This is a genomic window from Bacillus basilensis (assembly GCF_050630465.1).
In the GTDB taxonomy this organism is placed as follows: domain Bacteria; phylum Bacillota; class Bacilli; order Bacillales; family Bacillaceae_G; genus Bacillus_A; species Bacillus_A basilensis.
Map to the genome: position 1 here is coordinate 1 of NZ_JBNTQO010000028.1, position 26,523 is coordinate 26,523.

Annotated in this window: 28 protein-coding genes; 27 read left to right on the top strand and 1 reads right to left on the bottom strand. The window is 35.5% G+C overall.

The window, feature by feature from the left end; genetic code table 11:
* Positions 1-265 precede the first annotated feature (265 nt).
* The 9 genes from ACQVV1_RS28095 (at position 266) to rsmI (ending at position 6,766) form a co-directional block, all read left to right on the top strand.
* Positions 266-445 carry a sigma factor G inhibitor Gin gene (locus tag ACQVV1_RS28095; protein ID WP_060629167.1) on the top strand — a complete coding sequence of 60 codons (180 nt, stop codon included), beginning with the start codon at positions 266-268 and terminating at the stop codon, positions 443-445.
* Between the two features lie 72 nt (positions 446-517).
* Positions 518-1,939: an aminotransferase class I/II-fold pyridoxal phosphate-dependent enzyme gene (locus ACQVV1_RS28100; RefSeq protein WP_242256560.1), complete on the top strand. Its 1,422-nt coding sequence runs from the start codon at positions 518-520 to the stop codon at positions 1,937-1,939.
* Position 1,940: 1 nt separating this feature from the next.
* Positions 1,941-2,567, top strand: a complete 627-nt coding sequence (tmk, locus tag ACQVV1_RS28105) for a dTMP kinase (RefSeq protein WP_097952521.1) — start codon at positions 1,941-1,943, stop codon at positions 2,565-2,567.
* Positions 2,568-2,602: 35 nt separating this feature from the next.
* On the top strand, positions 2,603-3,586 hold the full coding sequence (gene holB / locus ACQVV1_RS28110; RefSeq protein WP_063222196.1) for a DNA polymerase III subunit delta': 984 nt from the start codon (positions 2,603-2,605) through the stop codon (positions 3,584-3,586).
* Positions 3,587-3,591: 5 nt separating this feature from the next.
* Entirely contained in the window at positions 3,592-4,419 is an 828-nt protein-coding gene (locus tag ACQVV1_RS28115; protein WP_063222223.1) for a PSP1 domain-containing protein, read from the top strand.
* 14 nt (positions 4,420-4,433) lie between these two features.
* Complete coding sequence (gene yabA / locus ACQVV1_RS28120) at positions 4,434-4,784, top strand: DNA replication initiation control protein YabA (RefSeq protein WP_000412056.1); 351 nt, start codon at positions 4,434-4,436, stop codon at positions 4,782-4,784.
* Positions 4,785-4,904: 120 nt separating this feature from the next.
* Positions 4,905-5,645, top strand: a complete 741-nt coding sequence (locus tag ACQVV1_RS28125; protein WP_063222197.1) for a tRNA1(Val) (adenine(37)-N6)-methyltransferase — start codon at positions 4,905-4,907, stop codon at positions 5,643-5,645.
* Complete coding sequence (locus ACQVV1_RS28130) at positions 5,632-5,922, top strand: GIY-YIG nuclease family protein (RefSeq protein ID WP_060629172.1); 291 nt, start codon at positions 5,632-5,634, stop codon at positions 5,920-5,922. Before ACQVV1_RS28125 ends, ACQVV1_RS28130 begins: the two co-directional genes overlap by 14 nt.
* Positions 5,891-6,766, top strand: coding sequence for a 16S rRNA (cytidine(1402)-2'-O)-methyltransferase (gene rsmI / locus ACQVV1_RS28135; protein ID WP_242256558.1), 876 nt, complete (start codon positions 5,891-5,893; stop codon positions 6,764-6,766). The genes ACQVV1_RS28130 and rsmI overlap by 32 nt, the downstream gene beginning before the upstream one ends.
* Before the next feature lie 20 nt (positions 6,767-6,786).
* Here the strand turns inward: rsmI and abrB are convergent, their stop codons facing one another.
* Entirely contained in the window at positions 6,787-7,071 is a 285-nt protein-coding gene (gene abrB, locus ACQVV1_RS28140; RefSeq protein ID WP_000843036.1) for a transition state genes transcriptional regulator AbrB, read from the bottom strand.
* 517 nt (positions 7,072-7,588) lie between these two features.
* Here abrB and metG point away from each other — a divergent pair.
* From metG to ACQVV1_RS28230, 18 genes are all read left to right on the top strand, one after another.
* Positions 7,589-9,571 carry a methionine--tRNA ligase gene (gene metG, locus ACQVV1_RS28145; RefSeq protein WP_242256557.1) on the top strand — a complete coding sequence of 661 codons (1,983 nt, stop codon included), beginning with the start codon at positions 7,589-7,591 and terminating at the stop codon, positions 9,569-9,571.
* 166 nt (positions 9,572-9,737) lie between these two features.
* Positions 9,738-10,505, top strand: a complete 768-nt coding sequence (locus ACQVV1_RS28150; protein ID WP_242256556.1) for a TatD family hydrolase — start codon at positions 9,738-9,740, stop codon at positions 10,503-10,505.
* Positions 10,506-10,698: 193 nt separating this feature from the next.
* Positions 10,699-11,256 carry a ribonuclease M5 gene (rnmV, locus tag ACQVV1_RS28155; protein WP_000692830.1) on the top strand — a complete coding sequence of 186 codons (558 nt, stop codon included), beginning with the start codon at positions 10,699-10,701 and terminating at the stop codon, positions 11,254-11,256.
* Positions 11,253-12,131, top strand: a complete 879-nt coding sequence (gene rsmA / locus ACQVV1_RS28160) for a 16S rRNA (adenine(1518)-N(6)/adenine(1519)-N(6))-dimethyltransferase RsmA (protein WP_063222202.1) — start codon at positions 11,253-11,255, stop codon at positions 12,129-12,131. The genes rnmV and rsmA overlap by 4 nt, the downstream gene beginning before the upstream one ends.
* 110 nt (positions 12,132-12,241) lie before the next feature.
* A complete protein-coding gene (gene yabG, locus ACQVV1_RS28165; RefSeq protein WP_001173738.1) occupies positions 12,242-13,105 on the top strand; it encodes a sporulation peptidase YabG in 864 nt (287 codons plus the stop codon).
* A 238-nt stretch (positions 13,106-13,343) separates the two neighbouring features.
* Positions 13,344-13,604 (top strand): biofilm formation stimulator Veg, encoded by a 261-nt coding sequence (veg, locus tag ACQVV1_RS28170; protein ID WP_000044347.1) that lies wholly within the window; start codon positions 13,344-13,346, stop codon positions 13,602-13,604.
* A gap of 91 nt (positions 13,605-13,695) precedes the next feature.
* Positions 13,696-13,875, top strand: a complete 180-nt coding sequence (gene sspF / locus ACQVV1_RS28175) for an acid-soluble spore protein SspF (RefSeq protein ID WP_001985066.1) — start codon at positions 13,696-13,698, stop codon at positions 13,873-13,875.
* 196 nt (positions 13,876-14,071) lie between these two features.
* Positions 14,072-14,941, top strand: coding sequence for a 4-(cytidine 5'-diphospho)-2-C-methyl-D-erythritol kinase (gene ispE / locus ACQVV1_RS28180; RefSeq protein WP_000772094.1), 870 nt, complete (start codon positions 14,072-14,074; stop codon positions 14,939-14,941).
* 54 nt (positions 14,942-14,995) lie between these two features.
* A complete protein-coding gene (purR, locus tag ACQVV1_RS28185) occupies positions 14,996-15,844 on the top strand; it encodes a pur operon repressor (protein WP_063222203.1) in 849 nt (282 codons plus the stop codon).
* A 123-nt stretch (positions 15,845-15,967) separates the two neighbouring features.
* Entirely contained in the window at positions 15,968-16,342 is a 375-nt protein-coding gene (locus ACQVV1_RS28190) for a RidA family protein (protein WP_242256555.1), read from the top strand.
* A gap of 152 nt (positions 16,343-16,494) precedes the next feature.
* Positions 16,495-16,788 (top strand): septation regulator SpoVG, encoded by a 294-nt coding sequence (spoVG, locus tag ACQVV1_RS28195; protein ID WP_000454042.1) that lies wholly within the window; start codon positions 16,495-16,497, stop codon positions 16,786-16,788.
* A gap of 322 nt (positions 16,789-17,110) precedes the next feature.
* Positions 17,111-18,490: a bifunctional UDP-N-acetylglucosamine diphosphorylase/glucosamine-1-phosphate N-acetyltransferase GlmU gene (glmU, locus tag ACQVV1_RS28200; protein WP_063222205.1), complete on the top strand. Its 1,380-nt coding sequence runs from the start codon at positions 17,111-17,113 to the stop codon at positions 18,488-18,490.
* Between the two features lie 18 nt (positions 18,491-18,508).
* Complete coding sequence (locus ACQVV1_RS28205; protein WP_000107420.1) at positions 18,509-19,462, top strand: ribose-phosphate diphosphokinase; 954 nt, start codon at positions 18,509-18,511, stop codon at positions 19,460-19,462.
* 72 nt (positions 19,463-19,534) lie between these two features.
* Positions 19,535-20,095 (top strand): aminoacyl-tRNA hydrolase, encoded by a 561-nt coding sequence (gene pth, locus ACQVV1_RS28210; protein WP_001979768.1) that lies wholly within the window; start codon positions 19,535-19,537, stop codon positions 20,093-20,095.
* Between the two features lie 70 nt (positions 20,096-20,165).
* Positions 20,166-20,390 carry an anti-sigma-F factor Fin family protein gene (locus ACQVV1_RS28215; protein WP_000399441.1) on the top strand — a complete coding sequence of 75 codons (225 nt, stop codon included), beginning with the start codon at positions 20,166-20,168 and terminating at the stop codon, positions 20,388-20,390.
* A 105-nt stretch (positions 20,391-20,495) separates the two neighbouring features.
* Complete coding sequence (gene mfd, locus ACQVV1_RS28220) at positions 20,496-24,026, top strand: transcription-repair coupling factor (protein WP_431169845.1); 3,531 nt, start codon at positions 20,496-20,498, stop codon at positions 24,024-24,026.
* A gap of 136 nt (positions 24,027-24,162) precedes the next feature.
* Entirely contained in the window at positions 24,163-24,699 is a 537-nt protein-coding gene (spoVT, locus tag ACQVV1_RS28225; protein ID WP_063222207.1) for a stage V sporulation protein T, read from the top strand.
* 216 nt (positions 24,700-24,915) lie between these two features.
* Entirely contained in the window at positions 24,916-26,517 is a 1,602-nt protein-coding gene (locus tag ACQVV1_RS28230; protein WP_242256554.1) for a putative polysaccharide biosynthesis protein, read from the top strand.
* Positions 26,518-26,523: the final 6 nt, after the last annotated feature.

Genomic DNA, 26,523 nt, shown 5'->3' on the forward strand with positions numbered 1-26,523 from the left:
GAACACGGAAGTTAAGCTCTCTAGCGCCGATGGTAGTTGGGACCTTGTCCCTGTGAGAGTAGGACGTCGCCAAGCAAGCTAAAACACGAATCAAATGATTCGTGTTTTTTTGTGTTTTCAAACAGCGCGCAAAAAGAAGTAATCGTAATACAAACACGTTGCCCAAGGGTGAATCATATTATATAAGAGATTGATGTATATTTTTCTGTAAATTGTTAAGGAATAGGAGTATAAAATATGTCCATTTAAATAGGGAGGGCAAGATATGAAATCACAAAATGAAGTTTGTATTGTTTGTGAGACAGAAAGAAAAGAAGGGATATATATTTATAATAATTTGATATGTTATGAATGTGAAAAGGATATGGTGAATACGGAGACAAATGATCCGAAGTATATATATTATTTAAAACAGCTTCGGAAATTAGAAGTATCATATTTTTAAATAGGCATATGCCTATTATTTTTTTTGTTCTGTATAATAGATAAAGAATGAAATAATAAGGAAGAGATATAAATGAATCAAAATCGCATACCTTTATATGAGGCATTAATAGAGTTTAAAGAAAGAGGGCCGTTATCCTTTCATGTTCCAGGACATAAAAGTGGTTTAAACTTCCCTCAGGAGGCAGTAGAGGGGTTTAAAGATATACTATCTATCGATGTAACTGAGTTGTCAGGATTAGATGATTTACATAGTCCATTTGAATGTATAGATGAGGCACAACAATTATTAGCTGATGTATATGGAGTGGAAAAAAGTTATTTTTTAATTAATGGTTCAACAGTGGGGAACCTAGCAATGATTTTGTCTTGTTGTGGGGAACATGATATTGTTCTTGTACAAAGAAATTGTCATAAATCAATTATTAATGGTTTAAAATTAGCGGGAGCAAATCCGCTTTTTTTAGATCCATGGATTGATGAAGCTTATAACGTACCAGTGGGAATTCATAATGAGGTTATTAAGGAAGCGATTGAAAAATATCCAAATGCTAAAGCACTCATTTTAACACATCCTAATTATTATGGTATGGGGGTAGATCTAGAAGCAAGTATTGGTTATGCACATGCACATAAAATTCCTGTTTTAGTAGATGAAGCACATGGCGCTCATTTTTGCTTAGGTGGAGCATTTCCAAAGTCAGCGTTAGCATATGGGGCAGATATTGTAGTTCATTCTGCACATAAAACATTACCGGCGATGACGATGGGATCCTATTTACATATAAATAGTAATTTAGTGAAAGAAGAAAAAGTTTCTACCTATTTAAGTATGCTACAATCTAGTAGTCCATCATATCCAATTATGACTTCTCTTGATATTGCACGTTTTACAATAGCGCGTATAAAAGAAGAGGGACATGATGAAATTGTCAAGTTTTTACGGGGATTTAAAGAAGAATTGTCTTCTATTCCACAAATAGCTATTTTACAATATCCATTACAAGACGAGTTAAAGGTTACCGTACAGACACGTTGTCAGTTATCAGGATACGAATTACAGTCTGTATTTGAAAAGGTCGGTATATATACGGAAATGGCAGATCCATATAATGTCCTATTTATTTTGCCCTTGCAAGCAAATAAGGAGTATATGAAGGCCATAGAGATGATTCGAGTGGCATTGCAACATTATGAGGTCAAAGACAAGAGGGAATCTATTCGTTATACTTATAAAGGAGAAATTTCTCCTTTACCGTATACATATAAACAACTAGAAGGATATGAAACAAAAGTAGTATCTGTAGAAGAAGCAGTTGGTATGATAGCGGCGGAAATGATAATTCCGTATCCACCTGGAATTCCATTGATTATGTACGGGGAAAGAATTACTTCAGAACATAAAGAGCAAATTATGTATTTAGAGAAAGCGGGCGCTCGTTTTCAAGGTAGTACGAAATATATGAAAGTGTATGATATAGAAAGTAGGTTTTAGGATGAAGGGATTATTTGTAACAATTGAAGGTCCAGAAGGTTCGGGTAAAACAACGTTAATTCAAAGTTTATTGCCATACTTTGAACAAAAAGAACAAAAGGTAATGGCGACGAGAGAACCAGGTGGTATTGCAATTTCTGAGGATATTAGAACGATTTTACATAAACAAGAATATACGATGATGGAAGCACGTACAGAGGCACTTTTATATGCTGCTGCACGCAGACAACATTTAGTAGAAAAAGTTATGCCGGCGCTTAACGAGGGCTACCTTGTATTATGTGATCGTTTTATAGATAGCTCCTTAGCGTATCAAGGATATGCAAGAGGATTAGGTATGGATAAAGTATTTGAAATAAATCGCTTTGCAACAGAGGACTGTATGCCTAGTTTAACAATTTACTTAGACATTGAACCAGAGATTGGTTTAGCTCGAATTGAAAAAGATGCAGGACGTGAAGTGAATCGATTAGATATGGAAGATATCTCTTTCCATAAACGTGTTCGTGAAGGATATTTACAAGTTGTAGAACGTTTCTCAGATCGTATTGTATTGGTAAATGCTGATCAACCAATGGAAAAACTTATAGAAGAAGTTGTTCAGATTATAGAAGATAAATTGTTATAATAGAAGGAAAGAATGAAATAAGTGAGGTATGCATTATGACGAAGACGTGGGAGCAGCTTTCTGCTATACAACCCATCGGTGTAAAAATGTTGATGAATAGCATTGCAAAAGAGCGTATATCCCACGCTTACTTGTTAGAGGGAGGGAAAGGGACAGGAAAGTTTGCGACAGCAATTCAAATGGCAAAGAGTTTCCTCTGTTCTCAGCGGAACGGGGTAGAGCCCTGTCATGTATGTACAAATTGTAAGCGAATTGATTCAGGAAACCACCCAAACTTACATATTGTAAAACCAGACGGATTATCGATTAAGAAGCAGCAAATTCATGATTTACAAGACGAGTTTTCAAAAACAGGATTAGAAGCAAATAAAAAAGTATATATTATTGAGCACGCAGACCGCATGACAGCAAATGCAGCGAATACACTCTTGAAATTTTTAGAAGAACCAAGTAGTGATACAACAGCCATTTTACTTACTGAACAAAGTCATCAAATTTTAAATACGATTTTATCCCGCTGTCAAGTTGTTACATTTAGACCGTTACCTACGGAATCTTTAATTAGAAGATTACAGGATGAAGGTATTACGGCATCTTTAGCGACACTTGCTGCACAACTCACGAATAGTTTTGATGAAGCTTTAGCTTTATGTAGTGATGAATGGTTTGCACAAGCACGAGCTTTAGTGATAAAATTATGTGAAGCGCTCGAAAAAGACAAAGCCTCTATTTTTTTTGTACAAGAAAAATGGGGAAAGCACTTTGGAGAGAAAGAACAATTACAGCAAGGTTTAGATATGTTACTCCTTATTTATAAGGATTTATTATATGTTCAACTTGGAGAAGAAGATCGTCTTGTTTTTCATGAGCAGAAAGAGATGTTTGAATCTTTCTCCTATGCTCAGAAGCGCATTGTATCAGCTCTCTTTAATATATTAGAGGCAAAAAATAGAATCAACGCTAATGTAAATGCGCAGCTTGTGTTCGAACAGTTAGTGTTGCGGTTGCAGGAGGGATGACCGTTTTGTATGATGTAGTAGGTGTTCGCTTTAAGAAGGCCGGAAAGGTGTATTACTTTGACCCGAATCAGTTCGATATCTCTGAAAATGAGTTTGTAATTGTAGAAACAGTAAGAGGTATTGAATACGGAAAAGTAGTTATTACCAAAAAGCAAGTTGATGAAAACGACGTTGTGTTACCGCTAAAAAAGGTTATTCGTATTGCTAATGAAAATGATCGTACCATTGTTGAAGAGAACAAACATGCTGCGAAAGAAGCATATCAAGTTTGTCAGCAAAAGGTAGTAGAACATAATCTTGATATGAAACTTGTAGATGTAGAGTATACGTTCGATCGCAATAAGATTATTTTCTACTTTACTGCGGATGGTCGGATTGATTTCCGCGAACTAGTGAAGGACTTAGCGGCAATTTTTAGGACAAGAATTGAACTAAGACAAATCGGTGTTCGTGATGAAGCAAAGATGCTTGGTGGTATTGGTCCATGTGGTCGTATGCTTTGTTGTTCTACTTTTTTAGGAGATTTTGAACCTGTATCCATTAAGATGGCAAAGGATCAAAATTTATCATTAAATCCTGCAAAAATCTCTGGTTTATGTGGTCGCTTAATGTGTTGCTTAAAATATGAGAATGATGAGTATGAGGCAGCAAAGGAACAACTTCCTGATTTAGATCAACGTATACAAACCCCGCATGGTACTGGCCGTGTTATCGGATTAAATATTTTAGAAAGATTAATTCAAGTGGAACTAGTAGACAAGGAACGGATAGTAGAATATACGTTAGATGAGTTAATGAATAAAGGGGTCGTTTCGAGTCAAACCACAGATTAATGAGGTGGGTGCTTGTGGAGAAAAAAGATATTTTTGCATCGGTTTCTAGTATGGAAGAGCAAATTGGACATTTATACAAACAGTTGGGAGAATTAAAACAACATCTTGCAGAGTTGTTGGAAGAAAACCAACATATAAAAATGGAAAATGAAAATTTGCGACACCGCTTTGAAGAAGTGCAGATTAAGGAAAAACAAAAAACCCAAAAACGTAAAGAAGTGAAGCCGAAGACAGATATTGGTGAAGGCTACGATAATTTAGCAAGACTATATCAAGAAGGTTTTCATATTTGTAATCTGCATTATGGAAGTGTACGTAAAGAGGGCGATTGTTTATTCTGCCTGTCATTTTTAAATAAAAAGTGAAATTACCTTTCCAATGATAATTGGAAAGGTAATTTTTTATACATGAGAGTAGAATGAAATATGTTTTTAATTAGTAGAAGATGAAATAGGGTAGGTTAAGGGTAAGAAAAGGAGTAATATATGAAATTATATGAAGATGAACGTTTAGATTACTTATTAGCACAAGAAATGAAAATTATACAAAGTCCATCGGTATTTAATTTTTCATTAGATGCTGTTTTACTTGCAGACTTTGCTTGGGTGCCAATTCAAAAAGGTAATTTACTTGATCTGTGTACAGGTAACGCAGTTGTACCCCTTCTGTTGAGTACGAGAACGAAAGGGAATATTACAGGGGTGGAAATTCAAGAACGTTTATATGATATGGGAATAAGAAGCGTTCAATACAATAAGTTAGAAGAAAGAATTCACTTAATACATGGGGATTTAAAAGATATGCCGGAGAAACTTGGACGCCATCAATATGATGTTGTCACATGTAATCCGCCGTATTTTCAAACACCTGCAACTTCTGAGAAAAATATGAATGAACATTTAGCAATAGCTCGTCATGAAATTATGTGTACATTAGAGGATGTTGTATCTGCAAGCAGTCAGCTAGTAAAACAGGGCGGGAAAGTGGCATTTGTACATCGTCCAGGTCGTTTACTAGACATTGTTACATTAATGCGTAAATACAAAATTGAACCAAAACGTGTACGATTTGTTTATCCTAAGGCAGGAAAAGAAGCGAATACATTGCTAATTGAAGGAATTAAGGACGGAAATGCAGATTTAAAAATATTGCCACCTCTTTTTGTATATGAAGAAAATAATGAATATACAAAGGAGATTCGTTCAATTTTATATGGAGAAGAATAAGCATTGTTTTTATGTAGTGGAGTGCTCTGATGGAAGTTATTATGCTGGATATACAAATCATATAGAGAAGCGGATTCAGACCCATAATAGCGGGAAAGGGGCTAGGTATACACGTGCTAGACTTCCTGTTGTTTTAAAATACGTAGAAGACCATGAGGATAAGCGTACAGCTATGCAAGCAGAGTATTATTTTAAACAATTAAATAGAAAACAAAAAGAAGAATATATGCAAAAAGGAGAACCATATGTGGCAACAAAAAAGCTTTCAGCAAAATGAAAAGGGAGTATTATATTTAGTACCAACTCCAATTGGAAATTTAGAGGATATGACATTTCGTGCAATTCGAATTTTAAAAGAAGTAGATGTTATTGCAGCGGAGGATACAAGGCAAACGAAGAAGCTTTGTAATTATTTTGAAATTGAAACACCTGTGATGAGTTACCATGAACATAACAAAGAAGTAAGTGGACGAAAAATTTTAGATAAGTTAGCAGATGGTAAGACTGTAGCCATTGTGAGTGATGCTGGTATGCCGTGTATTTCAGACCCTGGTTACGATATTGTTGTAGAGGCTGTAGCGGAACAGTATCATGTTATCCCGCTTCCTGGGGCAAATGCAGCACTTACAGCATTAATTGCATCAGGTCTTGAAACAAAACAGTTTTATTTCTATGGATTTTTAAAAAGAAATAAAAAAGAAAGAAAAATGGAGTTAGAGAAGCTTCGTTATGTACAACCTACAATAATGTTTTATGAAGCACCTCATCGTTTAGATGATACTTTAATCTCGATGCAAGAAGTGTTGGGAAATAGAGAAATTGTATTATGTCGAGAGTTAACGAAAAAATTTGAGGAATTTATTCGAGGGACAATCGAAGAAGCAATTGAGTGGACGAAACAAAATGAAGTTCGTGGCGAGTTTTGTATTTTAGTAGCTGGTTCAACGGAAGAACCTGCCCCAGAAGAACAATGGTGGGAATCTATTTCAGTATATAATCATATTGAACATTATATAAATGAAAAAGGTATGAATTCAAAAGAGGCGATAAAAACAGTCGCTAAAGATCGAGATTTGTCGAAACGCGATGTATATCAAATCTATCATGTCGATAAAAAATAAGCTTCTCATAATTGAGAAGCTTATTTTGCTGTTTCGATATAATCTTGAAGTTCGTTTAAGATTTGCTCAGCGCCTTCTTTGCTTAAGATAATTTTACCTTCAGCTAAAGATAGGTTACCATCAGATACTTCACCAGTTACTTGGCAAGTCATGTTTGGTTTATATTTTTTTAAGATGATTTTCTCGTCATCAACATAGATTTCAAGTGCATCCTTTTCTGCAATACCTAACGTACGGCGTAATTCGATTGGAATTACTACACGACCTAATTCATCAACTTTACGAACGATACCAGTAGATTTCATAATTCTTTTCCTCCTAAAGAAATAGTTTATAAGTTTCGAGTCTATTTTTAGATTCGTCATTTTTCGACAAAATACCCTATGGACATATGATACCAATCATTTACATTTCCGTCAATTCTTTAATTCTATATTTTTTAAAAAGATTTATAGAGTTCTTACTTCTTATATATAATAGAATGGGAGTAATTTCTACTATTATTTCACTTTATTTTCTGAAAAAAATATAAACTTCGAGTGACGATTGTATATTTTCTTGAAATATGAGTAATAGATGATAAAGATACTAGTCATTAACTCGTTTTTATCCTGCTATTTGCCGAGCAGTAAGATTCCAAATTCAAAATTTGACTGGAGCAAAGAAGTTAAGTGGGAGTCGAGCTGCTTATAAAAGCCCGATTGGTGCGGGCTAATAATCCGCGTGAGTGAACACCCCCACAGATTAAAGTTTCACTTTATATATAAGTTTTTGATATACTATTTATAAATACATATGAGGTTATCCGGGAGGTCCAAAACAATGACAGAGGAAAAAAAATCCTTTTATATTACTACCCCAATTTATTATCCAAGTGGAAAATTACACATTGGACATGCTTATACGACAGTAGCAGGAGATGCAATGGCACGATATAAGCGTATGCAAGGATACAATGTTCATTATTTAACAGGAACTGATGAGCATGGACAGAAGATCCAAAAAAAAGCAGAAGAATTAAATATTACACCACAAGCATATGTGGATAATATCGTTGCAGGAATTAAAGAACTTTGGGAGAAGATGGATATCTCTTATGATGATTTTATTCGTACAACTGAAGATCGTCATAAAGACGTTGTTGAAAAAATCTTCAAGCAACTAGTAGATCAAGGTGATATTTATCTTGATGAATATGAAGGTTGGTATTCTGTACAAGATGAGACATTCTATACGGAGCATCAATTAGTAGATCCAATTATGGAAGGTGACAAAGTAGTTGGAGGAAAAAGTCCAGATAGTGGTCATGATGTAGAACTTGTTCGTGAAGAATCATATTTCTTTAGAATGGGTAAATATGTCGACAGACTATTAAAATTCTATGAAGATAATCCACATTTCATTCAGCCAGAGTCTCGTAAGAATGAAATGATTAATAACTTCATTAAACCAGGCTTAGAAGATTTAGCAGTTTCTCGTACTTCATTTGACTGGGGAGTTCGTGTTCCAGGTAATCCGAAACACGTTATTTACGTATGGGTTGACGCATTATCTAACTACATTACAGCATTAGGTTATGGAACAGAAAATGAAGAGATGTATAAGAAATTCTGGCCAGCAGACGTGCATTTAGTTGGAAAAGAAATCGTTCGTTTCCATACAATTTATTGGCCAATCATTTTAATGGCATTAGATTTACCTCTTCCGAAAAAAGTCTTTGCTCACGGTTGGATTTTAATGAAGGATGGAAAGATGAGTAAGTCAAAAGGAAACGTAGTAGATCCAGTTACATTAATCGATCGTTATGGATTAGATGCATTACGTTATTACTTACTTCGTGAAGTTCCATTCGGATCTGATGGTGTATTCACACCAGAAGGATTTGTTGAGCGTATTAATTTCGATCTAGCAAATGACTTAGGTAACTTATTAAATCGTACAGTAGCTATGATTGATAAGTACTTTAACGGGGAAATCCCTGCATTTAAAGCAAATGTAACGGAATTTGATGAAACATTAGTAACGTTTGCAAAAGATACATTGAAAAAAGTAGAAGAGGCAATGGAGAATATGGAATTCTCTGTAGCGCTAAGTTCAATTTGGCAATTGGTTAGCCGTACGAATAAATATATCGATGAAACACAACCATGGGTATTAGCAAAAGATGAGAGTGATCGTGAAAAGTTAGCTTCTGTAATGGCTCATTTAGCAGAAGTACTTCGTCAAACAGGTATTATGCTTATGCCATTCTTAACAGTAGCACCAAGCAAGATGTTCGCTCAGCTTGGTCTTACTGATGAAGCACATAAATCTTGGGAAAGCCTATCTACAATTGGCTGTATTCCAGCTGGAACAAAAGTAGAAAAAGGAAACCCAATTTTCCCTCGCTTAGAAATGGAAGTGGAAGTAGAGTACATTAAGGAACAAATGAAAAGCTCTGCTCCTAAAATAGAAGAGAAAAAAGAAGAAGAACCGAAGGCAGAAGAAATTACAATTGATGATTTCTTTAAAGTAGAATTACGCGTAGCAGAAGTACTATCTGCTGAACCTGTGAAAAAAGCAGATAAGTTGTTGAAAATCCAGCTAGACTTAGGAACGGAAAAGCGTCAAGTCGTTTCTGGGATTGCAAAATTCTATTCGCCAGAAGAACTAAAAGGTAAAAAGGTTATTTGTGTAACAAACTTAAAACCTGTAAAATTACGCGGTGAATTATCACAAGGTATGATTTTAGCGGGTGAAGAGAATGGCGTATTGTCATTAGTATCAATAGACCAAAAATTACCAAATGGTACAAAAATCAAGTAATTAAGACAAGAAAAGAGATGTTTCACGTGTAACATGTGTGAAGCGTCTTTTTTCTTTTTACATTCTCTATTTTTGCATTAAGATTGTAGTATTGTTATCGTTAAGTTATTAAAGAGTTTATTTGTGTAGAATAAATTTGATTTCAATATAAAAGGAGTTATGCATTATGTTGTTTGATACACATTCACATTTGAATGCAGAGCAATTTGAAGAAGATTTGCAAGAAGTTATTGCACGAATGAAAGAAGCGGGAGTTGCTTATACAGTTGTTGTTGGTTTTGATGAAGTAACGATAAAAAAGGCGATTGAATTAGCCGAAGCCTATGATTTTATTTACGCTGCGGTTGGATGGCATCCAGTTGATGCAATCGACATGACAGAAGAGCATTTAGCGTGGTTAGAAGAACTTGCTTCCCATCCTAAAGTCGTTGCCCTTGGAGAAATGGGCTTAGATTATCACTGGGATAAGTCTCCAAAAGAAATACAGAAGGAAGTATTCCGTAAACAAATTACATTAGCAAAAAAGGTAAAATTGCCGATTATTATACATAACCGCGATGCAACTCAAGATATTGTTGATATTCTGGAAGAAGAGAATGCGGCTGAAGTGGGAGGTATTATGCATTGCTTTAGCGGCAGCGTAGAAGTAGCGCAGCGATGTGTAGATATGAACTTTTTAATTTCATTAGGCGGACCGGTTACATTTAAGAATGCTAAGAAACCGAAAGAAGTTGCTGCAGAGATTCCATTAGAAAAATTGTTAATCGAGACGGATTGTCCATATTTAACACCACATCCATTTCGAGGGAAACGAAATGAACCGAGCTATGTAAAACTTGTAGCAGAAGAAATTGCGAGCTTAAAAGGAATTTCTTATGAGGATGTAGCAGAAATAACAACAAAAAATGCAAAAGCTTTATTTGGTGTTGAATAAAAAGGAGTGGGAGAACCCATTCTTTTTTATTTTTGTGAAAAAATAGGGTCGAATGAGAGAGTGTTACAATAAGGAGAGAGAACAAAGTTTTGGACATTCTATTTTTAAAATGTAAGAATGGGGAAAATAATAATGGAAAAGTCGTCATTTTTTTGTTTTACTAAGTAGAGACGAAACGAGTGTGGAGGCAAGCATGAAAATTAAAGAGATTATCGTTGTAGAAGGTAAAGATGATACAGTTGCGATTAAGCGTGCTGTTGATGCGGATACAATTGAAACGAACGGTTCAGCAATCGGTGATCATGTTATTGAGCAAGTTAAATTAGCGCTGCAAAAAAGAGGCGTTATTATTTTCACAGATCCGGATTATCCTGGAGAGCGTATTCGAAAAATTATTTCTGATAAGGTTCCGGGATGTAAACATGCTTTTTTACCGAAGGAAGAAGCACTTGCTAAAAGGAAAAAAGGCGTCGGAATTGAACATGCTTCTAATGAATCAATTCGCCGTGCTTTAGAGAATATACATGAAGAAATGGAAGCTTACACAAGTGAAATTAGTTGGAGCGATCTAGTCGATGCAGGCTTAGTGGGCGGAGAAATGGCAAAGAGTCGCAGAGAAAGAATGGGTAAGCTATTAAAGATTGGTTATACAAATGCAAAACAGTTACATAAACGTTTACAAATGTTTCAAGTTTCAAAAGAATCGTTTGCAGAAGCTTATAAGCAAGTCATACAGGAGGAAAGAAAATGAAGGATATCGCAACGCCAAATCGTACGAAAGACATTGTTGAAAAGTATGGATTTTCATTCAAAAAGAGTTTAGGACAAAATTTTTTAATTGATACGAATGTATTAAATCGTATCGTTGATCACGCTGAAATTGGTTCAGAAAGTGGTGCAATTGAAATTGGACCAGGTATCGGTGCGTTAACAGAACAATTAGCGAAGCGTGCTAAAAAAGTAGTAGCTTTTGAAATTGATCAGAGATTGTTACCGATTTTAGATGAGACATTAGCTCCATATAGCAACGTTACAGTTATAAATAAAGATGTACTAAAGGCAGATGTACATGAGGTGTTTAGTGAGCAATTTGAGGAAGGGCAAGATGTAATGGTAGTAGCTAACTTACCATACTATATTACAACGCCAATTTTATTTAAATTGCTGGAAGAGAAATTACCGGTTCGTGGATTTGTTGTTATGATGCAAAAAGAAGTTGGGGATCGTTTAGCTGCTAAACCTGGAACGAAAGAGTATGGTTCTTTATCAATTGCTATTCAGTATTATACAGAGGTAGAAACAGTTATGACTGTACCACGTACAGTGTTTGTACCACAACCAAATGTTGATTCTGCAATTATCCGTCTTCTAAAACGTCCGAAACCAGTTGTAGAAGTAACAGATGAGAATTTCTTCTTTGAAGTAGTACGAGCAAGTTTTGCACAGCGTCGTAAAACTTTAATGAATAATTTATCAAATAATTTAAATGGTTTCCCGAAAGATAAAGAGCTGTTAGATCGAATTTTAACAGAAGTAGAAATTGATCCAAAACGAAGAGGCGAAACGCTATCTATTGAAGAGTTTGCAACATTAAGTAATGCATTAGTTCTTCATAAATTGTCATAAGGATATAAAAGGGACAGTTCAACTTGAACTGTCCCTTTTGTCACCTTTCCTCTCCTAAATTCATACTTTAAAAACAGGTAAGATGGCCTAACGAGTTTGGAGGTAGGAGAATGGCTTTACATGTTGGAGAATTAGTGGAACGATATTCTCATAATAGGGATATCCTTTTTCGTATTATAGAAATAAAAGGCGAGATAGCTATATTGTTTGGAGAGGAAATTAGATTGGTGGCGGATGCGCCACTTGAAGACTTAATTAGTATAGATCAACGAGAACATAAAAAAAGAGCGAAGCGTGAGAAAGAAACAATGGAGCGTACGTATCGTTTGTTTCAACAAGATTATGTATTAATGAAACAAAGGCATGAACATACTTCAACCGGTGGATATACAAGTGAGGTGAATTATTTTCAAATGCCAGGACGTGTATTGCACATAGATGGAGACCCGTTATATTTGCGCAAGTGCCTAGACTTATATAATAAAATTGGTGTTCCTGTACAAGGTATTCATTGTAAAGAAACAGAGATGCATGAAAAGGTAGTAGATTTAATAGATCATTTTCGCCCGGACATTTTAGTTATTACAGGGCACGATGCGTATACAAAATCCAAAGGGGTAAAGGGAGATTTAGCAGCATATAGGCATTCAAGACATTTTGTACAGGCTGTTCGAGAAGTGCGAAAAAAATATCCATCATTGGATCAACTCGTTATTTTTGCTGGAGCATGTCAATCACACTTTGAAGCATTAATTCGAGCAGGTGCTAATTTTGCTAGTTCACCATCTAGAATTAATATTCACGCGCTAGATCCTGTATATGTGGTTGGTAAAATTAGTTTTACGTCATTTATGGAGAGAGTCAACGTATGGGATGTTGTACGTAATACGATTACTGGCGAAAAGGGACTTGGCGGGATTGAGACGAGGGGGATTTTACGAACTGGATTACCCTTTCAACATTATGAAGAATAAGCAAGGTACATATGTATCTTGCTTTTTTGTATGGAAAGGATTTAAATCAGCTTGGATAAAAAGAGACAAGAACGTACAGACTACATAATGATACTTTTACAATATAGTATTTCTTCTATCTATTCGAACGCATGATGCTTTTATAATGATATTGTCTGTGAGTTGCGGTTAATAATTGGGATAGATATATCGTGTTTTAAGTGTTCAATCTAAATTACAGCGAGGTGTAACGAAGTATATGTCAAAACGTTTAGATGAAATTAAAAGCGAATTAGATCACCATCTTGGACAGAGACTGATGTTAAAGGCAAATAGTGGGAGAAGAAAGACTGTAGAACAATCAGGTGTACTTGCAGAAACGTACCGTTCTGTTTTTGTTGTACAACTGGATCAGCAAGAAGATGCGTTGCAACGTGTATCGTATAGCTATGCGGATGTTTTAACAGAGACAGTAGAGTTAACATTTTATGGTGACCCTCATAATGAAGTGATTTTATAATTTATGTATCGTTACATATATTCCCACAAATGAAAAGCTATATTATTTTGCATACTAATTATACCGTAGCAAAATAAGGAGGGACTTTGCATTGAGTAGACGAAGAGGTGTCATGTCAAATCAATTTAAAGAAGAGCTTGCAAAAGAGCTAGGCTTTTATGATGTTGTTCAGAAAGAAGGCTGGGGCGGAATTCGTGCGAAAGATGCTGGTAACATGGTGAAACGCGCTATAGAAATTGCAGAACAGCAATTAATGAAACAAAACCAGTAGTTGTAAGATACTTTCTATGCTACGGTAGCCGAGGAGTGATTCCTCGGCTTTTTGTACTATAAAAGGTGCCATCATTTTACATAAGTAGTTTCATTCTGAATGCTTTTCGTTATAATTAGGGAAGTGTCATCGTCTTACTATAAATTTATGGTAAAATAAACGATAAAAGATTGAGTACATAGAGTGGGTGAATAGATTGAAGCTACTAGTGAAAGCACCAGCAAAGATTAATCTGTCGTTAGATGTACTGGGAAAAAGACAAGACGGATATCATGAAGTGAAAATGATTATGACAACAATTGATTTAGCGGATCGTTTAGAACTAATGGAATTAGCAGAAGACCGTATTGAAATTTTATCCCATAATCGGTATGTCCCAGACGACCAAAGGAATTTAGCTTATCAAGCAGCGAAATTATTAAAAGAGAAGTTTAATGTGAAAAAAGGCGTATCTATTACTATTGAAAAAACGATTCCAGTAGCAGCTGGATTAGCGGGTGGAAGTAGTGATGCAGCAGCGACATTACGTGGTCTTAATAAATTATGGAATTTAGGGCTTACAATTGACCAGTTAGCAGAGCTTGGCGCAGAAATTGGGTCAGATGTATCGTTTTGCGTATATGGTGGAACAGCAATTGCCACTGGAAGAGGAGAGCAAATTGAGCATATAAAAACTCCGCCTTCTTGTTGGGTTATTTTAGCAAAACCACATATTGGTGTATCTACTGCTGATGTGTATGGAAATTTAAAATTAAATCGAGTTACACATCCAAATGTAGATAAAATGGTTGATGTCATAAATGCTGGGGACTACAAAGGGATTTGTGATACTGTTGGTAACGTTTTAGAAGATGTAACGTTTGCGATGCACCCTGAAGTTGCACGTATTAAGGCACAGATGAAGCGATTTGGAGCGGATGCCGTATTAATGAGTGGAAGTGGCCCAACCGTATTTGGCCTTGTGCACCATGATTCGCGAATGCATCGTATATATAACGGGTTAAAAGGATTTTGCGAACAAGTATACGCAGTACGTTTATTGGGAGAGCGAGAAACGCTTGAATAAAGACGTATAATACGTTATGATTTGTTTAGAATATTCGTGATTTGAGGTGAGAGTATGAAAATTAGACGAAGTACAAGGTTAGTTGATATGACTTATTACTTGTTACAAAACCCTCGTCAGCTAGTTTCTCTCACTTTTTTTGCTGAAAGGTATCAATCAGCTAAGTCTTCTATTAGTGAAGATTTAGTTATTATTAAGCAAACGTTTGAACAACAAGGGGTCGGCACATTGCAAACGATACCAGGAGCAGCAGGAGGAGTGAAATATATACCATATATAAGTGAGGAAGAGGCAGATCTAATTATTGATGAGCTTTGTAGCTTATTTGAAAATCCAGATCGTATTTTGCCTGGTGGTTACTTATATATGACAGATCTTTTAAGTAATCCTCGTCATATTAATGGCGCAGGTCGTTTGTTTGCTTCTGTTTTTGCTAGGCAACCAATTGATGCGGTTATGACAGTGGCAACAAAGGGGATTCCACTTGCTTATGCAGTGGCAAATTATTTAGATGTACCGGTAGTAATTGCAAGGAAAGACAATAAGGTAACAGAGGGACCAACAGTTAGTATTAACTATGTATCAGGTTCTTCTAAGCGAATTCAAACAATGACGTTAGCAAAGCGTAGCCTTCCAGAAGGATCAAATGTTTTAATTATTGATGACTTCATGAAAGCTGGCGGGACAATTCAAGGTATGATAAGTATGTTAGAAGAGTTTAAGGCTAATGTTGTTGGTATTGGTGTATTAGTAGAATCCACGGATATTGAAGAAAGATTAATTAATAATTTTGTATCATTAATTCGTCTTTCAGAAGTTGATGTGAAGGAAAAAGCGATTCAAGTGGAAAAGGGAAATTATTCACTGGCACCATTTGAGGAAGGGCTTGTAGAGGCTGAGTAAAAAGGTAAAGCAGATAGCTTTATCTTTTTTTTATTCTATTTATAAATTATAAAATAGATGGACAAACTGCTTTTCGTGCACTATTTTTAAAGAGTAAAAATAAATAATAAAAGGGTGAAAAAAATGAAAGTTGTTCAAACAAACAATGCACCACAAGCTATTGGACCATATTCACAAGGGATTATTGTAAATAATATGTTTTATAGCTCAGGACAAATTCCGTTAACTGCAGGTGGAGAGCTTGTAGCAGGAGACGTGACAGTACAAACAGAGCAAGTGTTTCAAAATTTACAAGCAGTATTAGAAGAAGCGGGTGCTTCATTTGATACCGTAGTAAAAACAACAGTATTCTTAAAAGATATGGATGATTTTAATGCTGTTAATGAAGTATATGGCTCTTATTTCTCTACTCATAAGCCAGCTCGTTCTTGTGTACAAGTAGCAAAATTACCGAAAGATGTTTCAGTTGAAATCGAAGTAATTGCCCTAGTTAAGTGATTCTTTGTAAGCGATAACGTCCACTAATCTCTATATTCAATTACATTAAAAATTTTTATCTTAAAAATTTTTAAAAAATTAAAGGGAAAATAGAAATTTTGTGGAATTTATACAAATATATCGCTTATTTAGAAAAGGGTGGTGAACACAAGATGGAAGTGACTGACGTAAGATTACGCCGCGTAAACACAGAAGGCCGCATGAGAGCAATTGCCTCTATTACTCTAGACCATGAATTTGTTGTTCATGATATTCGTGTAATTGATGGTAATAATGGATTATTTGTAGCAATGCCAAGTAAACGTACTCCGGATGGAGAATTCCGTGACATTGCACATCCAATTAATTCTAATACACGCTCTAAAATTCAAGATGCGGTTTTAACAGAGTATCACCGTTTAGGCGAGTTAGAAGAGGTTGAGTTTGAAGAAGCGGGCGCTTCGTAAAATTCGAATGACAAGGGCTTTTTAAAGAAAGCCCTATAATTTTGCAACAAACTCCTGTAAGCATTTACAGGAGTTTGTTTTTTTGTGTTTATATATATTTATAGTTCGGAAAATTCTAAATTCAAAAAAACAAAGAGGAAAACTTCTAATTTTTTCAAAATCATTTTAAATAGTATAGCTTATTTCTTAAAAAAGATACTAAAGAGTAAAACATCTTATAAGAATTATGGTAAAATTTAATAGTTAAAATGTGTTTCTTGAAATATATGATGATTTAGGATAATATCGTTAATGGATAAATAGGTTGCGATGGAGGGTCTATATGTCAAACAGATTTGCAGTGATTCTAGCTGCAGGCAAGGGCACACGTATGAAGTCTAAGCTATACAAAGTGCTTCATCCTGTATGTGGAAAACCTATGGTACAACATGTTGTCGATCAAGTATCTCAATTAGGATTGCAGAAACTTGTAACAGTCGTAGGACATGGTGCTGAAATGGTACAAGAACAGCTAGGAAACATAAGTGAGTTTGCATTACAAGCAGAACAACTGGGTACAGCGCATGCTGTAGATCAAGCTGCAAGTGTACTTGCAAATGAAGAAGGAACAACTTTAGTTATTTGTGGTGATACACCGCTAATAACTGCTGAAACGATGGAAGCATTGCTTCAGCAACATAAAGAAGCAGGGGCAATGGCGACGGTGCTAACAGCTTACATAGAAGAACCTGCTGGATATGGTCGTATCGTTCGTAATGAGAATGGTCATGTTGAAAAGATTGTTGAGCATAAGGATGCAAATGAGAAGGAATTAGCTATTAAAGAAATCAATACAGGTACGTATTGTTTTGATAATAAAGCTTTATTCGCCTCACTTTCTAAAGTTTCAAATGATAACGTACAAGGTGAATATTACCTGCCAGATGTTATTGAGATTTTAAAAAATGAAGGTCATATTGTATCAGCTTATCAAACAGAGCACTTCGATGAAACGTTAGGTGTTAACGACAGAGTCGCTCTATCGCAAGCGGAAATTATTATGAAAAACCGTATCAACCGAAAGAACATGGTAAATGGTGTTACAATTATTGATCCAAGTAACACGTATATTTCTGCTGATGCAATTATCGGTAGTGATACAGTTCTTCATCCAGGAACAATTATTGAGGGGAACACTGTAATTGGTTCTGATTGTGAAATTGGACCACATACAGTAATTCGTGATAGTGAAATTGGAGATCGTACGACAATTCGTCAATCTACTGTACATGATAGTAAGCTTGGTACAGAAGTATCGGTTGGTCCATTTGCACACATTCGCCCAGATTCAGTTATTGGAGATGAAGTACGCGTTGGAAACTTCGTGGAAATCAAAAAAACTGTTTTTGGTAATAGAAGTAAAGCTTCACACTTAAGTTATATCGGGGATGCACAAGTTGGAGAAGACGTGAATCTTGGTTGTGGTTCAATTACGGTGAACTATGACGGTAAGAATAAATTCAAAACTGTGATTGGTAACGGGGTATTTATTGGATGTAATTCAAACCTTGTTGCTCCTGTAACAGTTGAAGATGGTGCTTATGTGGCAGCAGGCTCTACAATTACAGAGAATGTTCCATCAAAAGCATTATCTGTAGCACGTGCACGTCAAGTTAACAAAGAAGACTATGTTGATCAATTGCTGAATAAGAAAAAATCATAATGTGGAGGGTTAATCTAGATGTCGACTCAATATCTAAATTCTAATTTGAAAGTATTCTCTTTAAACTCTAATAAGGAACTTGCTGAGCAAATTGCAAAGCACATTGGAGTAGGACTAGGAAAATGTTCTGTTGATCGTTTTAGTGATGGAGAAGTTCAAATTAACATTGAAGAAAGTATCCGTGGTTGCGATGTATTCATTATTCAATCTACAAGCTTCCCAGTAAACGAACATATCATGGAATTACTTATTATGATCGATGCATTAAAACGTGCATCTGCAAAAACAATTAATATTGTTATTCCTTATTATGGTTATGCGCGTCAAGACCGTAAAGCGCGTTCTCGTGAACCAATTACATCGAAACTTGTAGCAAACTTGCTTGAAACAGCAGGTGCAACTCGTGTAATCACTCTAGATTTACATGCTCCACAAATTCAAGGGTTCTTTGATATCCCAATCGACCACTTAATGGGTGTACCAATTCTTTCAGATTACTTTGAAACAAAAGGTCTTAAAGATATCGTAATCGTGTCACCTGACCACGGTGGGGTAACTCGTGCTAGAAAAATGGCAGATCGCCTAAAAGCGCCAATCGCTATTATTGATAAGCGTCGTCCTCGCCCGAACGTATCAGAGGTAATGAACATTATCGGTAATATTGAAGGTAAAACAGCAATTTTAATTGATGACATCATTGATACAGCTGGTACAATTACATTAGCAGCGAACGCTCTTGTTGAGAACGGTGCTTCTGAAGTATATGCTTGCTGTACACACCCAGTATTATCTGGTCCAGCAATTGAACGTATCCAAAACTCAAATATTAAAGAGTTAGTTGTAACAAACTCTATCGTATTACCAGAAGAGAAGAAAATCGACAAAGTACATGAACTTTCAGTTGCTCCACTAATCGGAGAAGCGATCATTCGTGTATACGAAGAAGAATCTGTAAGTGTATTATTCAATTAATTGGATAGAATGAGACGTAACCAAGATTGGTTACGTCTTTTCGTATCGAAAAAAGAAAGTAGTGGTACAAGAATGAAATTGATAGTAGGACTTGGGAACCCGGGTAGAGAATATGAATTAACAAGGCATAATATTGGGTTTATGGCGATTGATGAACTTGCAAAGCGTTGGAATATTTCTTTAAACGAACAAAAATTTAAAGGGGTATTTGGTGCAGGGTTTGTTAATGGAGAAAAAGTAATCTTACTAAAGCCACTTACATATATGAATTTATCTGGGGAAAGTATTCGTCCACTTATGGATTACTATAAAATTGATGTAGAGGACTTTGTTGTTCTGTACGATGATTTAGACATCCCTGTAGGTAAATTACGCCTTCGTATGAAAGGTAGTGCTGGTGGACATAATGGTGTGAAATCAACAATTTCACATTTAGGAACACAAGAGTTTCAACGTATCCGTATGGGAATTGATCGTCCGAAAAATGGAATGAAGGTAGTAGATTACGTATTAGGACGCTTTACATCGGAAGAAATTCCTGATGTAAATCATTCTATTGAAAAAGCGGCAGATGCATGCGAAGAATGGTTAAATAAACCGTTTCTTCAAATCATGAATACTTTCAATAGTTAAGGGTATGGTTTGGAATATTTTGTTTAGTTTTTACCCATACTAGTGGTAATTGGATTTTTAGGAGGCTAGTATGGAAGGATATTATTATTGCAGACATTGCGGGAGTAATGTAGGCTCCGTTACCGCAGAAAAAGTATATAGCGACGTTTTATTTCAACTAACAGAGCAAGAAGTAGTAGAGATGATTCATTTTCATGAGAATGGAAATATATATATAAAAACGATTTGTGAATCGTGTCAAGAAACGCTCGCATCTTATCCTGAGTATTATGAATATGAAAAATTTCTGCAATAAAATGTTGTCGCTTTGGCGTGTCCAAAGCATTTTTCTGTTTTCTTTTTCCAAAATATTTGCATAAAATATAGTGGCTTGCTCTTTATGTTGAGAGGGGTTTTGAAAATGATAGGTTTATTAGAACAATTTTATAAAAATGAAGAGATCCAATCGGTTATTAATGGATTAGAAGATGGTTTAAAAGAGCAACTTGTATCAGGTATGGCAACCTCTTCTCGTTCGTTATTAATGGCGGCCTTATATAAAAAAACAAAAAAATCACAACTTATTGTGACGCATAATTTATATCAAGCGCAAAAAGTGCATGAAGATTTAGTGGCGTTACTTGGTGAAAAAGATGTATGGCTATATCCAGTGAATGAATTGATAGCATCAGAACTTGGTGTTGCAAGTCCTGAATTGAAGGCGCAACGTATTGAAGTATTAAACCGTTTAGCTGCTGGAGAGAATGGGATTATTGTAGCGCCAGTTGCAGGACTGCGCAGATTTTTACCAATGAAAGAATTATGGAAGCAAAGGCAAATCGAAATCAATCTAGGGCAAGAGATTGATTTAGATACATTCTTGCATACTTTACATCATATTGGTTATGAGCGTAAGTCGATGGTAGAGGCTCCTGGGGAATTTAGTTTGCGCGGGGGAATATTAGATATTTATCCACTAACTGAAGAGTTACCATTTCGTATTGAATTTTTCGACACAGAAGTCGATTCTATTCGATTATTTGATGTGGATGAACAGCGCTCTCAAGATAAAAAGGAAAGTGTTAGATTTGGTCCAGCAACAGAGTTTTTATTTTCGCAGGAAGAATTGAAATCGGGAATTAAGCATCTTGAGGAAGGCTTGACCAAGACCATGCAAAAACTTTCCGATGATAAATTGAAGACTACAGTGCTTGAGACGGTAAGTCATGAAATTGAGATGTTAAAAAATGGGCAAAGTATAGAACAGATGTTTAAATATTTATCTATTTTCTATAAAGAACCTGCTAGTCTGATAGATTATTTACCAGAAGATGGTGTTGTGGTTTTAGATGAGATTTCCCGTATTCAAGAAACATCATCATATCTTGAAACAGAAGAGGCGGAATGGTATATATCACTTCTTGGTGAGGGAACAATTATTCAAGATTTATCTTTCTCCCACTCGTTTGAGGAATTTCTTCATCATAAAAAAAGAAGTTTTGTATATTTAACGTTATTCTTACGTCATATAGCACATACACATCCGCAAAACATTGTGAATGTGACATGTAAAACAATGCAAGACTTCCATGGGCAGATGCAGTTGTTGAAAACTGAAATTGATAGATGGAGCGAAGGGCATTTTACAACTGTTGTGCTTGGCACAGATGATGAACGTGTAAAAAAACTACAACATATTTTAAGTGATTATGATATTGAGGCAGATATTGTAGAGGGCACAGATATATTATTGCCTGGAAGGTTACAAATTGCTGTAGGTGATTTACATGCAGGATTTGAAATGCCAATGCAAAAGCTTGTTGTCATTACTGAAAAAGAGCTTTTTCATAAGAAAGTTAAAAAATCACAACGTAAGCAAAAGTTATCGAATGCTGAACGTATTAAAAGTTATTCGGAATTAAAAGTTGGAGATTATGTAGTTCATGTAAATCATGGTATAGGTAAATTCTTAGGTATTGAGACATTAGAGATTAATGGTGTTCATAAAGATTACTTGAATATTAAATATCAAGGTAATGATAAGTTATACGTTCCAATTGAACAAATTGACCAAGTGCAAAAATATGTAGGATCTGAAGGGAAGGATCCTAAAGTTTATAAATTGGGCGGGAATGATTGGAAGAAGGTCAAAACGAAAGTTGAAAAATCTGTACAAGACATTGCGGATGACCTAATTAAACTATATGCTGAGCGCGAAGCTTCAAAGGGTTATGCATATACACCAGATACAGCAGAACAACAAGAATTTGAATCTTCTTTCCCATATCAAGAGACAGAGGATCAATTACGCTCTATTGAAGAGATTAAAAAGGACATGGAACGCGGACGTCCGATGGATAGGCTTCTTTGTGGTGATGTAGGATATGGAAAGACGGAAGTAGCTATTCGTGCGGCATTTAAGGCGATTATGGATGAAAAACAAGTTGCGATTTTAGTGCCGACAACGATCCTTGCACAACAACACTATGAAACAATTCGAGAGCGTTTTCAAGATTACCCGATTAATATTGGGTTACTAAGTAGATTCCGCACGCGAAAACAACAAAATGAAACAATTAAGGGTTTAAAGGATGGAACGGTAGATATTGTAATCGGAACGCATCGTATTTTATCTAAAGATGTTACTTATAAAGACTTGGGACTTCTGATTATTGATGAAGAGCAAAGATTTGGTGTGACGCATAAAGAAAAAATTAAACAATTGAAAGCAAATGTTGATGTATTAACATTAACGGCAACTCCAATTCCACGTACACTGCATATGTCTATGCTTGGAGTACGTGATTTATCTGTTATTGAGACACCACCAGAAAATCGTTTCCCAGTCCAAACGTATGTAGTGGAGTATAATCCTGCGTTAATGCGAGAAGCGATAGAACGAGAGCTTGCAAGAGGTGGTCAGATTTACTTCCTATACAATCGTGTGGAGGATATTGAAAGAAAAGCAGATGAAATTTCAATGTTAGTTCCAGATGCTCGTGTAACATACGCACATGGGAAAATGAATGAAGGTGAATTAGAGTCTGTTATGCTATCGTTTTTAGAGGGGCAGCATGATGTTCTTGTGAGTACAACAATTATTGAAACAGGTGTAGATATTCCGAACGTTAATACGTTAATTGTATTTGATGCAGACCGTATGGGACTATCACAGTTGTATCAGCTTCGTGGGCGTGTTGGGCGTTCTAATCGTGTTGCATATGCATACTTTGCATACAAACGTGATAAAGTGTTATCAGAAGTTGCAGAGAGACGTCTACAAGCAATTAAAGAGTTCACAGAGCTTGGATCTGGTTTCAAGATTGCAATGAGGGATTTATCAATTCGTGGTGCGGGTAACTTGTTAGGGGCAGAACAACATGGATTTATTGATTCTGTCGGATTTGATCTATATTCTCAAATGCTAAAAGATGCAATTGAACAGCGCAGAGGAACAGATGGAGTTGAAAATACAGTTAATGTTGAAATCGACTTGGAAGTAGATGCATATTTACCAGATGCTTATATTTCAGATAGTAAACAAAAAATTATGATGTATAAACAATTTAGAGGTGTTTCTGCAATTGAGGATATTGAAGAGCTGCAGGAAGAGATGATAGATAGATTTGGTGATTATCCACAAGAAGTTGGTTATTTATTACAAATTGCAAATATTAAGGTATTGGCAATGAAAGAACAAATTGAATTAATTAAGCAAAATAAATTTGAAGTAACAATCCTGTTTTCGGAACAAGCAAGCCAAAACATTGATGGTGGAAAATTATTCATGCTTGGAAATAGTTTTGGACGTATGATCGGTCTAGGAATGGAAGGATCACAATTGAAAATCGTTATGAAAACAAATGGTTTAGAAACATCGAAGTGGTTAACAATTGCTGAAAATTTATTAAAAGGCCTACCAGATGTGAAAAAAGAAGTCATAAATGCCTAATATAAGATAAAAAAATACAATTCGACGTGTATAGAAGAACTAATGTGTAAAATACTATGTCTAACAGTTGGTGATTTTTACATGAACAGGTAAATTCACCACTTTGATCATCAGTAGAAAGTGAGGCAGCATTAGAATGAAAGCAACTGGAATCGTACGTCGAATTGATGATTTAGGCAGGGTAGTAATCCCGAAGGAAATTCGTAGAACTTTACGTATTCGAGAAGGAGACCCACTAGAAATATTTGTTGATCGCGATGGAGAAGTGATTTTGAAGAAATATTCTCCGATTAGTGAATTAGGTGACTTTGCAAAAGAATATACGGAAGCTTTATACGATAGCTTAGGACATAATGTGCTTGTATGCGATCGTGATTCTATTATCGCAGTAGCAGGCATATCTAAAAAAGAATACTTAAATAAAAGTGTTGGCGATTTAATTGAGAAGACAATGGAAGAACGTAAGTCTGTAATTATGACAGATGAAAGCGAAATTTCAATTATTGATGGAGTAACAGAAAAAGTTCATTCCTATACAATTGGCCCAATTGTTGCGAATGGGGATCCAATTGGGGCTGTTATTATCTTCTCTAAAGAGGCTATTATAAGTGAAATAGAGCATAAGTCAGTAAATACAGCAGCAAGCTTTTTAGCGAAACAAATGGAGCAATAAGGCTATATCGAATTTTAGAAGTAGCAATCTTTCCTAATTATGATATTTCTTCTTGAGAAATCAATTATTCGGAGATATATGTATATTGAATGAAGGTAGCGCTTTGCTACCTTTTTTCGTTGCACGAACGTATTATTACTCGTGTAGGTAAGGAAGTTTGTCCTTTTCTTTATGATATAATACGAGGGGTGAGAACAGAAAAAGGAGTTTTCTTGTATGGAATCGAGGAAATATCAAGCCTTTTGGCGTGGGGCTATTATATTAACAATCGCAAGTTTTGTTACAAAGGTATTAAGCGCTTTTTACCGTATTCCATATCAAAATATAGCGGGTGATATTGGTTTTTATATTTACCAACAAATTTATCCGTTTTATGGATTTTGTTTAATTTTAGCCACTTATGGGTTCCCCATTATAATTTCAAAAATGGTTGCGGAACGATTAGAGCGAGGGAAAAAGCAAGAAGCAGAAGAAATTATTTGTGTATCTTTTTGGTTTTTATTAGGGATTGGTTTTATTGGCTTTTTTACATTGTTCTTTGGTGCCGAAGCAATTGCAACAGCCATGGGCGATATACACTTAGATAAGCTATTGCGTGTTATTTCATTTTCATTCATATTGATGCCGTTTTTAGCTGTAGCAAGAGGGTATTTTCAGGGTTTTAATAATATGATGCCAACAGCTGTTTCGCAAGTGATAGAACAAACAATTCGTGTTTCTATTATTGTATTTTTATCTCTATTCCTCATTGCTCACGGATTTGATTTATATACAGTCGGTGCAGGTGCTATGTTAGGCTCAATCGCAGGCGGATTGATTGGGATTATCGTACTTGTACTTTATATGCGTCATGACTTTCGTTCCATATTCTTTAAAAGTGTAAAGAGAATTAAAGGAAAAAAGAGGATTATTAATATCCTGTTTTGGCAAGGACTGGCGATTTGTGTTAGTAACTTAGTGCTTATTTTTATACAAATGGCCGATTCTGTTTCCTTCTATTCTTTACTTATTGGGGCAGGAGAGCAAGCTGAAAGTGCAAAGGTATTAAAAGGTGTTTATGACAGAAGTATCCCACTTATGCAATTAGGTACTGTCGTGACAACTTCTTTCTCGTTGTCGCTTATTCCAATTATTACAGCGGCGAAGGAAAGAGGAGATCTTACCTTTATTCGAGAAAAGGTAAAGTTAGCAATGAAAATAACATTTGTTATCGGATTTGCGGCGGCCGTTGGATTAACTTGTATTATTCAACCTACGAATATTATGTTGTTTGAAAATAGTGATGGATCAGATGTTTTATCCATTTTATCTTTATCTATTTTATTTAGTTCATTGTCGATTACAACTGCTTCTATTTTGCAGGGGTTAGGACAAACATTACAGCCAGCGGTATTCGTTATATTTGGAGGTTGTTTAAAGTTAGCTTTAAACTATATGTTAATGCCGTATTTTGGTGTGAAGGGAGCTGCAATTGCAACGCTAGTTGCGTTACTTGTAATTTCTTTGCTAAATAGTGCATTACTTATGCGAGTTGTATCGGAATCGCTTATTGATAAACGGAATATGTTAGGTGTAGTTATTAGTGGTATCGGTATGGGATTTGTATTAATAATGTTTATGCGTGTATTGCAAATGTCTGGATTAGTAATTGATACAGAACATAGAGGGATTGCGACACTTGAGGCGTTGTTAGGTGTAGCTATCGGTGGATTAACATATGTGTTTTTAATTTTAAAATTACGTGTATTTACAAAAGCGGAAATAGGAACCGTTATGAAAAAAGAGAAAAAAGAAGGTTCATTGAAGAAGAGTGGATAGAGGTGG

Excerpts from the sequence above, each read along its gene's own strand:
- mfd (WP_431169845.1), top strand. The coding sequence starts at position 20,496 with ATGATAGGTTTATTAGAACAATTTTATAAAAATGAAGAGATCCAATCG.
- metG (WP_242256557.1), top strand. The coding sequence starts at position 7,589 with ATGACAGAGGAAAAAAAATCCTTTTATATTACTACCCCAATTTATTAT.
- ACQVV1_RS28190 (WP_242256555.1), top strand. The coding sequence starts at position 15,968 with ATGAAAGTTGTTCAAACAAACAATGCACCACAAGCTATTGGACCATAT.
- abrB (WP_000843036.1), bottom strand. The coding sequence starts at position 7,071 with ATGAAATCTACTGGTATCGTTCGTAAAGTTGATGAATTAGGTCGTGTA.
- ACQVV1_RS28205 (WP_000107420.1), top strand. The coding sequence starts at position 18,509 with ATGTCGACTCAATATCTAAATTCTAATTTGAAAGTATTCTCTTTAAAC.
- purR (WP_063222203.1), top strand. The coding sequence starts at position 14,996 with ATGAAAATTAGACGAAGTACAAGGTTAGTTGATATGACTTATTACTTG.
- holB (WP_063222196.1), top strand. The coding sequence starts at position 2,603 with ATGACGAAGACGTGGGAGCAGCTTTCTGCTATACAACCCATCGGTGTA.
- glmU (WP_063222205.1), top strand. The coding sequence starts at position 17,111 with ATGTCAAACAGATTTGCAGTGATTCTAGCTGCAGGCAAGGGCACACGT.
- ACQVV1_RS28125 (WP_063222197.1), top strand. The coding sequence starts at position 4,905 with ATGAAATTATATGAAGATGAACGTTTAGATTACTTATTAGCACAAGAA.
- pth (WP_001979768.1), top strand. The coding sequence starts at position 19,535 with ATGAAATTGATAGTAGGACTTGGGAACCCGGGTAGAGAATATGAATTA.
- ACQVV1_RS28095 (WP_060629167.1), top strand. The coding sequence starts at position 266 with ATGAAATCACAAAATGAAGTTTGTATTGTTTGTGAGACAGAAAGAAAA.
- ACQVV1_RS28230 (WP_242256554.1), top strand. The coding sequence starts at position 24,916 with ATGGAATCGAGGAAATATCAAGCCTTTTGGCGTGGGGCTATTATATTA.
- rnmV (WP_000692830.1), top strand. The coding sequence starts at position 10,699 with ATGAAAATTAAAGAGATTATCGTTGTAGAAGGTAAAGATGATACAGTT.
- spoVG (WP_000454042.1), top strand. The coding sequence starts at position 16,495 with ATGGAAGTGACTGACGTAAGATTACGCCGCGTAAACACAGAAGGCCGC.
- rsmI (WP_242256558.1), top strand. The coding sequence starts at position 5,891 with ATGTGGCAACAAAAAAGCTTTCAGCAAAATGAAAAGGGAGTATTATAT.
- ACQVV1_RS28150 (WP_242256556.1), top strand. The coding sequence starts at position 9,738 with ATGTTGTTTGATACACATTCACATTTGAATGCAGAGCAATTTGAAGAA.
- yabG (WP_001173738.1), top strand. The coding sequence starts at position 12,242 with ATGGCTTTACATGTTGGAGAATTAGTGGAACGATATTCTCATAATAGG.
- ACQVV1_RS28130 (WP_060629172.1), top strand. The coding sequence starts at position 5,632 with ATGGAGAAGAATAAGCATTGTTTTTATGTAGTGGAGTGCTCTGATGGA.
- tmk (WP_097952521.1), top strand. The coding sequence starts at position 1,941 with ATGAAGGGATTATTTGTAACAATTGAAGGTCCAGAAGGTTCGGGTAAA.
- veg (WP_000044347.1), top strand. The coding sequence starts at position 13,344 with ATGTCAAAACGTTTAGATGAAATTAAAAGCGAATTAGATCACCATCTT.
- spoVT (WP_063222207.1), top strand. The coding sequence starts at position 24,163 with ATGAAAGCAACTGGAATCGTACGTCGAATTGATGATTTAGGCAGGGTA.
- ACQVV1_RS28100 (WP_242256560.1), top strand. The coding sequence starts at position 518 with ATGAATCAAAATCGCATACCTTTATATGAGGCATTAATAGAGTTTAAA.
- ACQVV1_RS28215 (WP_000399441.1), top strand. The coding sequence starts at position 20,166 with ATGGAAGGATATTATTATTGCAGACATTGCGGGAGTAATGTAGGCTCC.
- rsmA (WP_063222202.1), top strand. The coding sequence starts at position 11,253 with ATGAAGGATATCGCAACGCCAAATCGTACGAAAGACATTGTTGAAAAG.